This is a genomic window from Buchnera aphidicola (Tuberolachnus salignus) (assembly GCF_900016785.1).
GTDB classification, from domain to species: Bacteria; Pseudomonadota; Gammaproteobacteria; order Enterobacterales; family Enterobacteriaceae; genus Buchnera_F; species Buchnera_F aphidicola_M.
The window spans coordinates 72,491-87,608 of the sequence record NZ_LN890285.1; the positions used below are offsets into that span (position 1 = coordinate 72,491).

Genomic DNA, 15,118 nt, shown 5'->3' on the forward strand with positions numbered 1-15,118 from the left:
ATATGAAAAAATTAATTCCTATCCATATTGAAACATTATTACCCTATCAATCTGCTAAACGTATAGGATTATTTGGTCAATTTCTTTTGAATGCTAATGAATCTCCGTATAATTATAATATTCAAATGAATTTGGACAATTTGAATCGTTATCCAGATTTTCAACCTAAAAAATTATTAAAAAAATATTCAAATTATCTTCAAATTCAAAAAAAAAATATTTTAATTACGCGTGGATCTGACGAAGCAATTGATTTATTAATTCGAACTTTTTGTGTTTCAAAAATTGATCAAATTATGTTTTGTCCACCGACTTATGATATGTATGAAGTTTGTGCTAAAATTTATAATATTGAAATAATTAAAATTCCTACTTTAAAAAGTTTTCAATTAAATACAATACAAATTGTACAACATATTAAATATGTAAAATTATTATATATTTGTAATCCTAATAATCCTACTGGAAATTTAATTGATATTTCTGATTTATTGTATCTTTTAAAAAAAGTACCTTCAAATTGTTTAGTGATTATTGATGAAGCATATATTGAATTTTCATCTAAAAATAGTAGTATTTTTTTGTTAAAGAAATATTCTAATTTAATTATTTTACGTACTTTATCAAAAGCTTTTGGATTAGCAGGAATACGTTGTGGTTTTTTAATAGCAAGTTCTATAATTGTTAATATATTAAAAAAAGTTTTAGCACCATATCCGGTTCCTTTACCTGTTTCTCAAATAGCAGAAAATGCTTTAAGTAAAAAAAATTTTTCTTTAATTTTTAATAATATTAAAAAAATTTTAGAAAATCGCGATTTTTTTATTTCTAAAATATCAAATTTTCCATATGTAAAAAAAGTATATCCTAGTAATACCAATTTTATTTTAATAAAATTTAAAAATTCTATTAGTGTTTTTCAATATTTATTAAAATGTGGTTTTGTAGTTCGTGATCAATCACATAAAAAAATTTTGAAAAATTGTTTACGGATTACAATTGGTACTAAAAAAGAATGTTTGTTATTAATAAAAAGTTTATTTGATGGATATACAAATGGAATCATATGATTAAAAAAATTTTATTTATTGATCGTGATGGAACATTAATTCATGAACCTTCTATATCAAAACAAGTAAATGATTTAAAACAAATAATTTTTGAACCATTTGTTATTGTTTCTTTAGTAAAATTAATTAAATATGGTTTTGAATTAGTATTAATTACTAATCAAGATGGTTTAGGAAGTAAAAATTATTCTATTCAACAGTTTAGTATTGTTCAAAATTTTATTTTAAAAGTTTTAAGTACGCAAGGTATTAATTTTAGAACAGTATTAATTTGTCCACATTTAAAAATAGATCAATGTAATTGTCGTAAACCAAATCTTGGTTTAGTTAAGTATTGGTTAAAAAAAAATAAAATTTCAAAAGAACATAGTTATGTTATTGGAGATCGTATTACTGATATTCAGTTAGCAAATAATATGCAAATTAAAAGTATTTTATATCATAGAAAAAAATATCCTTGGAATAAAATTACACAAGTTTTAACCTCTTTAAATCGTTATGCTGTTATTAAAAGAATTACTAAAGAAACTCAAATTTTTATTAAAATTTTTATTGATCAAAAAATTAAAAGTTATACAAAAACTGGAATCTTTTTTTTTGATCATATGTTAGAACAAATTCGAGTTCATAGTGGTATTTCTTGGCATTTAACGGTTTTTGGTGATTTAGAAATAGATGATCATCATATTATTGAAGATGTAGGTATCGCTCTTGGTTTAGCTTTTAAAAAATCTTTAAGTTTAAAATATGGTATTTCAAGATATGGTTTTACTTTACCAATGGATGAAAGTTTAGCATCATGTTTTTTAGATATTTCAGGTCGTTCATATTTTTCTTTTTATGCTAAATTTAAAAATTGTTTTATAGGAGATTTAAAATCAGAAATGGTTGAACATTTTTTTAGATCTTTTAGTATGACTATGAAAATTACGTTACATTTACATGCAATTGGATTAAATGATCATCATTGTGTTGAAAGTTTATTTAAAGTTTTTGGAAGAACTTTAAAACAAGCAATTGTAGTACAAGGTAGAAAAATTCCAACTTCAAAAGGTGTTTTATAATGAAAAAAATTATTATTATTAACACAGGTTGTGCTAATTTTTTTTCTTTAAAAAATGCTATTCAACGTTTAAAATATAAAGTTAAAATTAGTTCTAATATTCAAGATATTTTAATGGCTCAAAAAATTTTTTTACCTGGTGTAGGAACTATGCGTGCTGCAATGAATTATTTAAATCTTTTTAATTTAATTCCAATTATAAAAAATTTAAAAGTTCCTGTATTAGGAATTTGTTTGGGTATGCAGATTTTTTTTTCTAATAGTCAAGAAAATGGTTGTTATTCTGCTTTGAATATTATTCCAGAATCTATTATAAAATTAAAAAGTCAAAAATTATTTTTGCCACATATTGGTTGGAATATTGTACAATTTAAAAAGAATAATTTGTTATTTAAAAATATTCCTTTTAATTCAAGATTTTATTTTTTGCATAGTTATTGTTCATTAATAAATCAATATACACTTGCAAAAACTAAATATGGTTCTTTTTTTAGTTCTGCTGTACAAAAAAAAAATTTTTTTGGAGTTCAATTTCATCCTGAAAAATCAGGTAAAGTAGGTGAACAATTGTTAAAAAATTTTTTGGAGATTTAGTTTATGATTATTCCAGCATTAGATATTATGAATAATAAAATTGTTCGTTTATATCAAGGAAATTTTAAAAAAAATACAATTTTTTCAGAAAATATTTTAAAAAAAATTACACAATATGTTAGTGAAGGAGCTAAATTTATACACATTGTTGATTTAGATAGTTGTAAAAATCCTCTAAGAAATCGAAAAAATTTTATTAATTTTTTTTTAAAATTTAAAAAATTTTTTTTTCAAATAGGAGGAGGTATTCGTACTTTTTGTCATGCCTCTGAATTATTAAAATTAGGTATTTATAGAATTGTAATGGGGACTAGTGCATTAAAAGATCCAATGATTTTAAAAAAATTATTTAAAAAATATGGCAGTGATAGAATTGTCTTAGCAATTGATGTTTATGTAAAACAAAATAATTTTACTCAAGTTGCTATTAATGGTTGGCAAGAAATTACTAATGTAACGATAGAAAACATATTAAATATTTATAAACATTATTCTTTAAAACACGTGTTATGTACGGACATTACAAAAGATGGAACATTAAAAGGACCTAATCTTCAATTATATAATTGGTTAGTAATGCGTTTTCCGAAAATTCATTTTCAAGCATCTGGAGGTATTAGTAATTTACAAGATATTAAAAATATTAAAAAAACAGGTGTTAAACATTTAATTATAGGTCGTTCATTGTTAGAAAAAAGGTTTACTTTCTTTGAGGCTAGAAAATGTTGGCAAAACGTATAATTCCATGTTTAGATGTAAAAAATGAAAAAGTGGTTAAAGGAAAAAAATTTGAAGGGCATATTGTAATGGGTGATATTATGTCTTTAGCAAAATTTTATTCTGATGAAGGAGCAGATGAAATAATTTTTTATGATATTATTGCATCAACAGAAAAAAAATTAGTTGATACTGAATGGATTTCTCAGATTTCTGAAATAATTAATATTCCATTTTGTGTTGCAGGAGGTATTCAAAGTGTTCATGATGCAAAAAAAGTTTTGTCTTTTGGGGCTGATAAAATTTCTATTAATACTCCTGCCCTCAACGATCCTTATTTAATTAGTCGTTTAGCAGATTGTTTTGGAACACAATGTGTCGTAGTGGGAATAGATTCTTGGTATAATAAAGATCTTAATGAGTATGAAGTATTTCAAAATACAGGTGACATTAAAAAAAAAAAAAAAACTGTTTGGAAAACTCTTGATTGGATTCAATACGTACAAACTTTAGGAGCAGGAGAAATTGTTTTAAATACTATGAATCATGATGGTTTAGAAAATGGTTTTGATTTAATACAATTAAAAAATATTCGTTCTATTTGTAAAGTTCCTTTAATTGCTTCTGGAGGTGCAGGTACTCTACAAGATTTTTTAGATGTTTTTGTTCAATCTCAAGTAGATGGGGCTTTAGCGGCTTCAGTATTTCATAAAAAAAAGTTTTCAATATATGATGTAAAGAAATTTTTAAATAATAATGGAGTTCAAATCCGTTTATGAAAATTCATCAAAATGTTCATATCTTAGATTGGAATAAAATGAAAGGTATTATGCCTGTTATTATTCAACATTACATTTCCGGAATAGTCTTAATGCATGGATACATGACTTTAGAGGCTTTTTTACAAACTAAAAAAACAAAAATAGTAACTTTTTTTTCTCGTAGTAAACAACGTTTATGGGTAAAAGGAGAAGTTTCAAAAAATTATTTAAATGTAATTAAAATTACTACAGATTGTGATGGTGATGTAATATTAGTTTTAGTGAAACCTAGCGGTTTTACATGTCATTTAAAACGAATTAGTTGTTTTTTAGATAATGAATCTTTGTATTCAACATTATATAATTTAGAAAAAATTATTGAATCTCGAAAATTTTCAATAAACTCTAAATCATATATTAAGAATCTTTATCATTTAGGGATAAATCGTATAACTCAAAAAGTTGGAGAAGAAGCTGTCGAAACAATAATTTCTGTTTTTGATAAAAATATTAATCATTTTATAGATGAAGTATCTGATTTAATATTTCATTTATTAATATTGTTACATTATAAAAATTTAGAATTATATATTATAATAAAAAATTTAAAAAAACGTATTTATTCTTTGTAATTTTTCAATCAATTATAAGTTTTTTGCAAAAAAAATGTTATTTATTATGATGTTTAGGTTTTTAAAAAGAGGATTGATTTAATGATTTTAAATAATATTGGTATTATTGGCATGGGAGTTATGGGGTCTAACATTGCATTTAATTTTTCTAATCATAATGAACGTATCTCCGTATATACTCGTTCTTCAGAAAAATTAAAACAAATTGTTCAAAAAGATCAAAATAATTTTATTATATCTTTTAATTCTTTAAAAGATTTTGTTTTTTCTTTAAAAAAACCTCGTCATATTTTATTGATGATTCCGAGTGGTTCTTCAATTGATTTACTTATTGAATCTTTGTTAAAATTTTTAGATATTGGAGATGTTATAATTGATGGAGGAAATTCTTTTTTTAAAGATACACAAAAAAGAAATAATTATTTAATTAAAAAAGGAATATATTTTATTGGTGCTGGGATTTCCGGTGGAGAAAAAGGAGCTTTATTAGGACCATCTATTATGTATGGAGGAGATAAAAAAGCATGTGCAATATTAGAAATTTTATTTCAAAAAATTTCTGCAAAATATCACGGACAATCATGTTCTGAATATATAGGATCTGATGGTTCAGGTCATTATGTAAAAATGGTGCATAATGGTATTGAATATAGTGATATGCAATTGATTTCTGAAGTTTATTATTTGTTAAAAAATTTACTTCAATTCGATAATCAAAAAATTTCAAATTTATTTAAAAAATGGAATCAAGGTGAACTATGTAGTTATTTAATTGAAATTACTGGAAATATTTTATCAAAAAAAAATAAAAATGGAAATTATATAATAGATTTGATTGAAGATATAGCTAATAATAAAGGTACAGGAATGTGGACGTCTCAAAACGCATTAGAATTATGCGTCCCTTTATCTTTAATAACTGAATCTGTTTTTGCACGTTATTTATCTACTTTAAAAACACAGAGAATTTTAGCTTCTACTTTATTTACAGGACCTGAAAAAAAAATAAAATTTACAAGTAAAGAATTATCAATTTTTTTGAATCATCTTCAAAAAGCATTATATTTAAGTAAAATTTTATCTTATGCTCAAGGATTTACACAATTAAAATTTGCTTCTGAAAAATATAATTGGAATTTACAATATTTCAAAATAGCAAAAATTTTTAGAGCAGGTTGTATTATACGTGCTGATTTATTAAACAAAATTGTAGATGCATATGTAGAAAATAATCAAATTATTAGTTTTTTATTTTCTCCATATTTTCAAAATATTGTAAATCAATATCATAGTTCTTTACGTTATATTGTGTCAATAGGAGTAAAATTTGGAATTTCTATACCTGTTTTTTCAGCAGCTATTTCATATTATGATTCATATCGTTCTAAAATATCATCAGCAAATTTAATACAAGCGCAAAGAGATTATTTTGGATCTCATACATATTCGCGTATAGATAAAGAAGGTTCGTTTCATACTGAATGGATATAATGTATTTTATTTTTTTATAAAATTTTATCAAATATTTTGAGTTATAAATTTTATTTTATACATATATAAAATTTTTTTTAAATTTTGTAAAAAATATATTCTGCAAGTGTTTTAAAAATTTTGGAATCTTGCAGAAAAAAGTAAAAATTTATAATTTTTTATAAAAATTTTTTATATTTTTTGGTGAATAAAAATCAATGAAAAGACAAAAAAAAGATAAATATTTAATTACATGTGCGTTTCCGTATGCAAATGGGCCTATACATTTAGGACATTTGTTGGAACATATACAAGCTGATATTTTTGTTCGTTTTTTACGTATGCAATTACATACTGTTTTTTTTATTTGTTCCGATGATACCCATGGAACTGCGATTATGTTAAAATCGAAACAAGAAAAAATAACTCCTGAAAATTTGATTTTAAAAGTGTTTAAAGAACATAAAAAAATTTTTTTAAAATTTTCTATTATACATGATAAATATTCTTCAACTAATACAAATATTCATAAACAGTTATGTGAAAAAATTTATATAAATTTAAAAAAAAAAAATGTATTTTTTAAAAAAAATATTTTTCAATTATATGATCATAAATTAAAAACATTTTTGTCAGATCGTTTTGTGAAAGGAACGTGTCCTTGTTGTTTTAGCATTGATCAATATGGAGATAATTGTGAAAAATGTGGTGCTATCTATGCAGCTTCAGATTTAATCGATGCAAAATCAGTATTATCGAATTCTTCAGTAAGTTTAAAAAAAACATTACATATTTTTTTAAATTTACCTATGTTTGAAAATTTTTTAAAAAATTGGATTAATTTAGATATTTTTCAACCAGAAATTTTTAATAAAATACAAGAATGGTTAATTCGTGGTTTAAAACCTTGGGATATTTCAAGAGATCAACCGTATTTTGGTTTTTTAATACCGAATTATTTTAATAAATATTTTTATGTTTGGTTTGATGCTTCTATTGGTTATTTAAGTTGTTTTCAAGAATTATGTAAAAAAAAAAAAAATATTGTTTTTTCAGAATTTTGGAAGTTGAATTCATCTACTAAATTATATCATTTTATTGGAAAAGATATTGTAAATTTTCATAGTTTATTTTGGCCTTCTATTTTAGATAGTCTTGAATATCGAAAACCAACAAAAATTGTTGTACATGGGCATATTACTATTCAAGGAAAAAAATTATCGAAATCTACTGGAGTTTTAATTACTGCAAAAAAATGTTTAAAATTTTTTGATTCTGAATCTGTAAGATATTATTTTGCTACAAAGTTAAATAATAACGTTCAAGATATAGAAATTAATTTAAAAGATTTTGTTTATAAAGTAAATGCTGATTTAGTAAATCGAGTGGTAAATTTGGCTTCTAGAACGTCTAGTTTTTTAAAAAAATTTTTTTTTAATACATTATCTAAAAAATTTATTAAATCAGATATATATTTAATTTTTTTAGATGCAATACCTATTATTAAAAAGTTATATTATAATCATCAATTTAGTTTAGTTACAAAAAAAATTATGCATTTAGCTGATTTAGCAAATCAATATATTACTAATGAAAAACCTTGGACATTAGTAAAAGAAAATAATTTCGAGAAAATTCATAATATTGTCTCCATGGGTCTTAATTTGTTTCGTATTTTAATGATTTTTTTAAAACCAATTACCCCTATTTTAGCCAGAAAAACTGAAAAATTTTTAAAAATCTCTTTAGATTGGAACACATGTCATGTTCCTTTATTAAATCATCAAATTGAGAATTTTTTTGAATTACATAAGAGGATCGATATAAAAATTTTAAAAAAATTTTTTAAGGATTATAAGATATAGATTGAATATGATAATTTTTATTATTATTTTTTTTTTTAATAGTTGACGTACTCCAAATGAAAGATATTTTTTTTTTAATTTTTTTTTGATCGTAAGGACAATAAAAAACTCCAATACCTCCAATTAAATTCTGATTATAAAAAATTAATGGAATATTATGTCGTAATTCTATTGGTATTTTATAATCTTGCCAGATATCTTGAATTGTTTTTTTTTTATTATTTCCAGAAACATAAAATTTTCCATTTATTATAAATCTAATATTAATAACAGTATTTTTTGATGGATATGGAAAAAAAGAATATTTTTGATTGTAAGAAATATATAAACCACCTAAATCATAAGGTAATAAAATTTTTTTATAAGGTTTCTTCCATAATAGAATTATGTTTTTTACACATATATTTTTTTTAGTAAAAATCAAAATATTTTTTTTATTATAAATTAGAAAATTTTTGTAAATAATTTTTTTTTGAAGCAAATTATAATTTTTTAAAAATTTTTCTTGAATATTTTGAATTAAAAAAAAAGGAATATTTTTATGTTTTTTTTCCAAAATCCATAAGCGTAATAAAGAATTTTGAAAATTACTTTTTAATTGAGAGAATAAATTTAGATTTAAATTTTTATTGATATCTAAATATTTTTTTAATTTTTTTTGTAAAAGCATTAATAATATTTTTCGTTCTTTTTCTAAAATTTTAATACTAATATAACAATTTTTTAAAAAATAAGACCATTTATTTTGAAAAATAGGTAAAATTTTGTGTCTAATAAAATTTCTTTCATATTTGATATTTTGGTTTGTTTCATCTTCTATCCACGATAATTTGTTTTTTAATGCGATTTTTAAAATATCTTTTTTCAGATATTGTAAAAATGGACGCATTAAAAATGTATGAAAAAAAGGTATTAAAATTTTCATACTTGATAAACCAGTAATTCCACTTTTTCTTTTTAAAGCTAAAAAAAAAGTTTCACATTGATCATTAAGATGATGGGCTGTAACTAAGATTTCTTTTTTTTTTAAAAATTTTTTAAAAACGTCATATCTAGCTAGACGTGCACTAGCTTCTAAACCATATTTTTTAATATTTTTTAATATAATTGAAATTGAAAAAAAATAAATTTTATAATTTTTACATATTTTTTTACAATGTTTTTTTTGTGTTTTGGAGATGTTTGTTAAATTGTGATCTATATAAATTGCTCGTATTTGGATATTTTTTTTTTTTTTATATAAAAAAAATTGATTTAATAAAACAATTGAATCTACTCCTCCACTAAGAGCAATTAAAAATTTTTTAAAACGTTTATGTTTTTTTAATAATTTTTTAATCAAATTTTTTAAACTCATATAAAAAATCAAATAAAATTTTTATATATTTGATGTAATAATAAAAAATATATACGTTTGATCGGATTTGAACCGATTACCTCTACTATGTCATAGTAGCGCTCTAACCAAATTGAGCTACAAACGTAATTTTTTAATTTTTAATAAATTATATTTTTTTTTAAGTAAGAATACAAGAAATTTTTTATTTTTTAAGAAAAAATATTAAAAAATTATTATTAAAAAATTTTATTGTAATAAATAATATTGAACTTTTTATAAAAATTATATATTATCATAAAGATTATTAATTTTTTAGTGTTTTTAAAAATATAAAATTAAATATTTTTTAATAAATTTAAAATTTTTATGTTTTTGAATTTTTTAATATTATATGTTAGATAGTGCTATTATATAAATAAAATTATATGTTAGTAGTTTTTTAAAAATTGTATATTATTTTTGAAATTTTTAAATTTTAAAAATTATATTTGCTTTATGTGAAGATATAATAAATTAAAAATGAATAAAAAAAAACGTTTATCTATTTTATATTCTTTAGAAAAAAAATGTTATTTTCCAATGTCAGAATTACAATATTCTACAAACTTTCAATTATTAATTGCAACGATTTTATCCGCTAGGTCTACAGATTTAAAAGTGAATAAAGTTACAAAAAGATTGTTTTTATTAGCACCTTCTCCATTAGAATTATATTTGTTAGGAGAAAAAAAAATTATGGAAATAATACAATCTTTAGGATTATATAAAAAAAAAACTCAATATATATATAAAGTTTCTAAAATTATTTTATATAAACATGCTAATGATATTCCAAATACACGTTCAAAGTTATTAAAATTACCAGGTGTAGGACGAAAAACAGCAAATATTATTTTAAATAAAATTTTTCAAAAAAATACGATAGCAGTAGATACGCATGTATTTCGTGTATGTAATCGCACTAATTTTGTTTCAGGTAAAACATATAAAATCGTTGAATTAAAATTAAAACGCATGGTTCCGTGGAAGTTTCAATCACGTTTTCACGATTGGTTAGTATTACATGGGCGTTATGTTTGTAAATCTATTAATCCTCAATGTAATTTGTGTATTTTAAAAAAATATTGTGAATATTCTAAGAAATATAAATAATTTTGAATATAAAAAAATTAAAATTAATAGTATTTTTTTGAAAAATTATTTTTTCTAGAAAAAATGTTTTATTTGAAATATATAAAAATTTTATAATGTCGGTAAATTTATGAAATATGAACATGATTGTTTAAATTTATTAAAAAAAAGAGGTTTAATTTTTCAGATTTCTAATGAATTAAGTTTGCAAAACTATATTTTTCAAAAAAAAATTTTTTTATATTGTGGTTTTGATCCTACTGCAGATAGTTTGCATTTAGGACATCTTTTACCAATTATTTGTTTAAAAATTTTTCAAAAATATGGACATACTCCTTATATTTTAATTGGAGGGGGTACTTGTTTGATTGGCGATCCAAGTTTTAAAAAAGGAATTAGAAAAAAGATAGATTTAGAAAGAATTAAATATAATCAAAAAAAAATTAAAAATCAATTATCTTTTTTTTTTCCAAAAAAAAACGATGTTAATGATATACATTTTTTAAATAATAATTCTTGGCTTCAAAATATGAATTTTTTTTATTTTTTAGAAAATATTGGAAAATATTTTTCTGTGAATTCTATGATGAATCGAGAATCTGTAAAAAAAAGACTAGAAGACAAAAATTTTGGTTTATCTTTTACTGAATTTACATATAGTTTATTGCAAGCTTATGATTTTTATCATTTATATAAAACATATGGTATTATTTTACAAATCGGTGGTTCAGATCAATGGGGAAATATGATTTCTGGTATTCATTTAATTAATAAAATATATCAAAAACAAGTTTTTAGTTTAACTACCCCTTTGTTTACTAAATTTAATGGAGAAAAATTTGGAAAAACAGAAACTGGAACTATTTGGTTAGATTCAAAAAAAACCAGTCCTTATTCTTTTTATCAATTTTGGAGAAATTTACCTGATAATACAGTTGACCGAGCTTTTCAATTATTTCTTGTATTTGGTATTACTATTTCGATTTTTGTACCGATTAATAATTTAAAATTTAAAGATATTATTGAAAAAAAAATTTTTTTAGCAGAAAATATGACTTTATTTGTGCATGGTCAAGGAAACTTACTAGCTGTACAACGAATTGTACAATGTTTATTTCATCGAGGTGATTTATCTGTTTTAACAGAAATAGATTTTTTGCAATTGTTGCAAGATGGAATTCCTTCTTATTCTAATTTAGAATTCTGTAAATTACCAGAATTATTAGTTAAAATCAAATTAGCTCCATCTCGATATCAAGCGCGAGTAATGATTCTTTCAGGAGCTATTCAAGTGAATAGAAAAATTCAAAAAGATATAAATTTTTTATGTTCAGATCATGACATTTTTTTTAAAAAATTTACATTAATTTGTCGTGGTAAAAAACATTATGTTTTAATACATTGGAAAAAATAATTTTTTTTTAAAAAAAAATTAAATTTGAAAGCTTTCTCCACATCCACAATAATTTTTGTTTTTTGGATTATTAAAAATAAAATTTGAATTTAAGCCCTTACTTGAATAATCAATGGTAATATTTTGAATTTTAGAAATCCATTGTTTGGGTATATAAAAAATGATTTTATCTTGTAAAATTTGTATATCATTTGTAGTATTTTTTAATACTAGTTTTAAAATATATTTAAAACCTGCGCATCCTGTTTTTTTAATAGTTATTTTTATTCCATGCAAATTATTATTTTTGTTTAATAAATATAATATTTGTTTTTTTGCATTTTTTGTTAGATTTATTTTATATTTTTTTTTTTTAATAAGTTGTATGTTCATAAAAAATTCCAATAATGTTTTTTTAAAAAATTTGTATAATATTTAAATATGATAAATTTACTTAAAATTTTATAATATTTTTTTTATAATTGTCTTTTTCAATATATAATTATTATATATTAAATATTATAAAGTTTTTTTTTAAAAAAAATATATTTATATGCAGAAAAATATTAATATATATTTTTTAATATTAACATATTTTTTAAAAAATATTTTTAATTGTCTAAACATTTTTAAGGTATCATTTTCATATGCATAATTCTAGAGAGAAGATGGATTTACCTAAAACTATATTTTTATTAATGTTTATTTTATCCATGATTATTGTCAGTTTTTATACTTTAAGACCTTTTATGATAAGTTTTTTATGGTCTGGAATGATTGTAATTGCTACTTGGCCAATTTTTTTAAAAATAAAATCTTTTTTAGGTGGGAATAAAAATTTTTCTTCTGTTTTTTTAACTTTTTTTTTATTAATATTTCTTATTTATCCTTTTTTTTACATAATAAATTTATGTATAAAAAATTCTTATTTTTTTTTAGAATGGTTAAGCTCTAATCATTTTCAATTACCAAATTTGCATTTTTTAATAAATTTGCCGTATGTTGGAAAAAAATTATATATTCTTTATCAAAAAATTTTAAATAGTAGTGGACGTTCTCTTATTCAATGTATAAAACCTTATCTAAAAAAAACAACAAAATTTTTATTTTTAAAAATTGGTTATTTTACTAATTTTTTATTACAAATTTTTTTAATGTTAGTATTTAATTTGTTTTTATATTGTAAAGGTGAAAAAGTAGCTAATATATTGCGTCACTTTGCAATTCGTTTAGCATCTACATCTGGAGATATTGCTGTTTTATTAGCGGCGAGAGCAATACGTGCAGTTGCATTAGGAGTTATAGTTACTTCTTTAGTTCAAGGGTTTTTAAGTACTTTAGGGTTAGCTGTTTCAGGAATTCCATATTATACTTTTTTAATTTTTCCAATTTTTTTTTTAAATTTATTGCAAATAGGCTCTTTTCCAATTTTATTACCTGCTATTATTTGGCTTTATTGGATGAATTTTCCTGTGAAAGGAACTATTTTATTGATTTGGAGTATAATAAATTGTATATTAGACAATGTATTACGTGCATTTTTAATTCGTTTTGGAGTTGATTTTCCAGCATTATTATTATTAGCAGGTATGATTGGTGGTATTATATCTTTTGGTTTAATTGGTTTATTTGTTGGACCAGTAGTATTGGTTATTGCATATCGTTTAATTATAATATGGATAAATAAAGCGCCATTTCCACATAATTTAAATAAAAAAATTTCTAAAAATCTTTTTAAAAAACATACTAAATGATTTAATTTGAATTTTTTATATATTTTGAATGATTTAAGATATTTATATGATATATTTTTTAAAATAAAATTTTTTATGTATTAAAATTATAGAGAAAATTATGAATAATATTACGAAAGTTAATTTTTTTAAAAAAAAATTTTTAATAACACGTAAACAATTAATGAATCAATATTTAATTACTGATATTGAAAAAAAATTAATTTATCAAACTCGTATAAATGTTTCAAATATTTTGAAAGGAAAAGATAAAAGATTATTAGTAATAATAGGTCCTTGTTCTATACATGACACTGAAGCTGCATTAGAATATTCAAATAAATTATTAGAATTACGTAAAAAATATGCTTCTAGACTAGAAATTATAATGCGCACTTATTTAGAAAAACCTAGAACAGTAATAGGATGGAAAGGATTAATTTCAGATCCTTTTTTAGATGGTAGTTTACAAATTAATGAAGGTTTGAAAATCTCTAGAAAATTATTATTAAAAATTAATAATTTAGGGGTTCCAGTTGCAACTGAATTTTTAGACACATCTATTAGTCATTTTATTTCTGATTTAATAAGTTGGGGGGCTATTGGTGCTCGTACTACTGAAAGTCAAATACATCGCGAAATGGTTTCTTCTTTATCTTGTCCTGTTGGATTTAAGAATGGTACCGATGGTAATGTTTTAATTGCGATAGATGCTATTCGTGCATCTAATCTTTCTCATATGTTTTTAAATCCTGATGAAAATGGATATATGAATATTAATTATACTTCTGGAAATCCTAATTTACATATTATTTTAAGAGGTGGAAAAAATCCAAATTATTTTGAAAAAGATGTTAAATCTGCTATTAATCAATTACAGTGTTTTAATTTACCAAGTTCTTTAATGATTGATTTTAGTCACGCAAATTGTTCTAAAAAATATCAACAACAATTACATGTTTCTGAATCTGTTTCAAAACAAATTCAAGATGGTTCACATTACATTTTTGGAGTCATGATTGAAAGTTTTTTAAATGAAGGTTCACAAAATATTTCTAATATAAAAAATTTAAAATATGGAGTTTCTATTACAGATGCTTGTTTAAATTGGGATGATAGTGTTTATATTTTAAAAAATTTATCAAAATCTGTGAATGTACGTTTTTAAATTTTTTATAATATTCCATAATATACAAATAAAAAATTTTTTATATAAAATAAAAATTATATTATAAAAATATTATTTCAAAATTATTTAAATATAATATTATATTATTTTTTTTTAAAAATTTAACATTTTTAATTTTTTTTTGTATGTTATATTAAAATATATGATAATTTTTTGTCCTA

Annotated in this window: 14 protein-coding genes and 1 tRNA gene; 12 read left to right on the forward strand and 3 right to left on the reverse strand. The window is 21.4% G+C overall.

Features of this window, described 5'->3' with window-relative positions; translation table 11 throughout:
• The first annotated feature begins 2 nt into the window (after positions 1-2).
• From hisC to metG, 8 genes are all read left to right on the forward strand, one after another.
• Positions 3-1,070 carry a histidinol-phosphate transaminase gene (gene hisC, locus BTSPAZIEG_RS00345; RefSeq protein WP_075472350.1) on the forward strand — a complete coding sequence of 356 codons (1,068 nt, stop codon included), beginning with the start codon at positions 3-5 and terminating at the stop codon, positions 1,068-1,070.
• A complete protein-coding gene (hisB, locus tag BTSPAZIEG_RS00350) occupies positions 1,067-2,134 on the forward strand; it encodes a bifunctional histidinol-phosphatase/imidazoleglycerol-phosphate dehydratase HisB (RefSeq protein WP_075472353.1) in 1,068 nt (355 codons plus the stop codon). Before hisC ends, hisB begins: the two co-directional genes overlap by 4 nt.
• On the forward strand, positions 2,134-2,727 hold the full coding sequence (gene hisH / locus BTSPAZIEG_RS00355; protein ID WP_075472355.1) for an imidazole glycerol phosphate synthase subunit HisH: 594 nt from the start codon (positions 2,134-2,136) through the stop codon (positions 2,725-2,727). Before hisB ends, hisH begins: the two co-directional genes overlap by 1 nt.
• Positions 2,728-2,730: 3 nt before the next feature.
• Positions 2,731-3,468: a 1-(5-phosphoribosyl)-5-[(5-phosphoribosylamino)methylideneamino] imidazole-4-carboxamide isomerase gene (locus BTSPAZIEG_RS00360; RefSeq protein WP_075472358.1), complete on the forward strand. Its 738-nt coding sequence runs from the start codon at positions 2,731-2,733 to the stop codon at positions 3,466-3,468.
• Positions 3,450-4,223, forward strand: coding sequence for an imidazole glycerol phosphate synthase subunit HisF (gene hisF / locus BTSPAZIEG_RS00365; protein ID WP_075472361.1), 774 nt, complete (start codon positions 3,450-3,452; stop codon positions 4,221-4,223). The genes BTSPAZIEG_RS00360 and hisF overlap by 19 nt, the downstream gene beginning before the upstream one ends.
• Entirely contained in the window at positions 4,220-4,837 is a 618-nt protein-coding gene (gene hisIE / locus BTSPAZIEG_RS00370; RefSeq protein WP_075472363.1) for a bifunctional phosphoribosyl-AMP cyclohydrolase/phosphoribosyl-ATP diphosphatase HisIE, read from the forward strand. The genes hisF and hisIE overlap by 4 nt, the downstream gene beginning before the upstream one ends.
• Before the next feature lie 81 nt (positions 4,838-4,918).
• Entirely contained in the window at positions 4,919-6,328 is a 1,410-nt protein-coding gene (gene gnd / locus BTSPAZIEG_RS00375; protein WP_075472365.1) for a decarboxylating NADP(+)-dependent phosphogluconate dehydrogenase, read from the forward strand.
• 197 nt (positions 6,329-6,525) lie between these two features.
• The gene (gene metG, locus BTSPAZIEG_RS00380) at positions 6,526-8,172 is read left to right on the forward strand and encodes a methionine--tRNA ligase (RefSeq protein WP_075472367.1); all 1,647 of its coding nucleotides are present in this window, start codon (positions 6,526-6,528) and stop codon (positions 8,170-8,172) included.
• On the opposite strand, the gene tilS is transcribed toward metG, so the two are convergent.
• Together tilS and BTSPAZIEG_RS00390 are read right to left on the reverse strand one after the other, a co-directional pair.
• Positions 8,153-9,529 carry a tRNA lysidine(34) synthetase TilS gene (tilS, locus tag BTSPAZIEG_RS00385; protein ID WP_075472369.1) on the reverse strand — a complete coding sequence of 459 codons (1,377 nt, stop codon included), beginning with the start codon at positions 9,527-9,529 and terminating at the stop codon, positions 8,153-8,155. The genes metG and tilS overlap by 20 nt on opposite strands.
• A 52-nt stretch (positions 9,530-9,581) precedes the next feature.
• A tRNA-Val gene (locus BTSPAZIEG_RS00390) sits at positions 9,582-9,656 on the reverse strand.
• Between the two features lie 374 nt (positions 9,657-10,030).
• On the opposite strand from BTSPAZIEG_RS00390, the gene nth reads away from it, so the two are divergent.
• Positions 10,031-10,663: an endonuclease III gene (gene nth, locus BTSPAZIEG_RS00395; RefSeq protein ID WP_075472371.1), complete on the forward strand. Its 633-nt coding sequence runs from the start codon at positions 10,031-10,033 to the stop codon at positions 10,661-10,663.
• A gap of 109 nt (positions 10,664-10,772) precedes the next feature.
• Positions 10,773-12,056 carry a tyrosine--tRNA ligase gene (gene tyrS / locus BTSPAZIEG_RS00400; protein WP_075472373.1) on the forward strand — a complete coding sequence of 428 codons (1,284 nt, stop codon included), beginning with the start codon at positions 10,773-10,775 and terminating at the stop codon, positions 12,054-12,056.
• 18 nt (positions 12,057-12,074) lie between these two features.
• Here tyrS and BTSPAZIEG_RS00405 read toward each other — a convergent pair whose 3' ends face one another.
• On the reverse strand, positions 12,075-12,428 hold the full coding sequence (locus BTSPAZIEG_RS00405; protein ID WP_075472375.1) for a HesB/IscA family protein: 354 nt from the start codon (positions 12,426-12,428) through the stop codon (positions 12,075-12,077).
• 254 nt (positions 12,429-12,682) lie between these two features.
• On the opposite strand from BTSPAZIEG_RS00405, the gene ydiK reads away from it, so the two are divergent.
• Together ydiK and BTSPAZIEG_RS00415 are read left to right on the forward strand one after the other, a co-directional pair.
• Positions 12,683-13,789, forward strand: a complete 1,107-nt coding sequence (gene ydiK / locus BTSPAZIEG_RS00410) for an AI-2E family transporter YdiK (RefSeq protein WP_075472377.1) — start codon at positions 12,683-12,685, stop codon at positions 13,787-13,789.
• A gap of 100 nt (positions 13,790-13,889) precedes the next feature.
• A complete protein-coding gene (locus BTSPAZIEG_RS00415) occupies positions 13,890-14,936 on the forward strand; it encodes a 3-deoxy-7-phosphoheptulonate synthase (RefSeq protein WP_075472379.1) in 1,047 nt (348 codons plus the stop codon).
• Positions 14,937-15,118 lie beyond the last annotated feature (182 nt).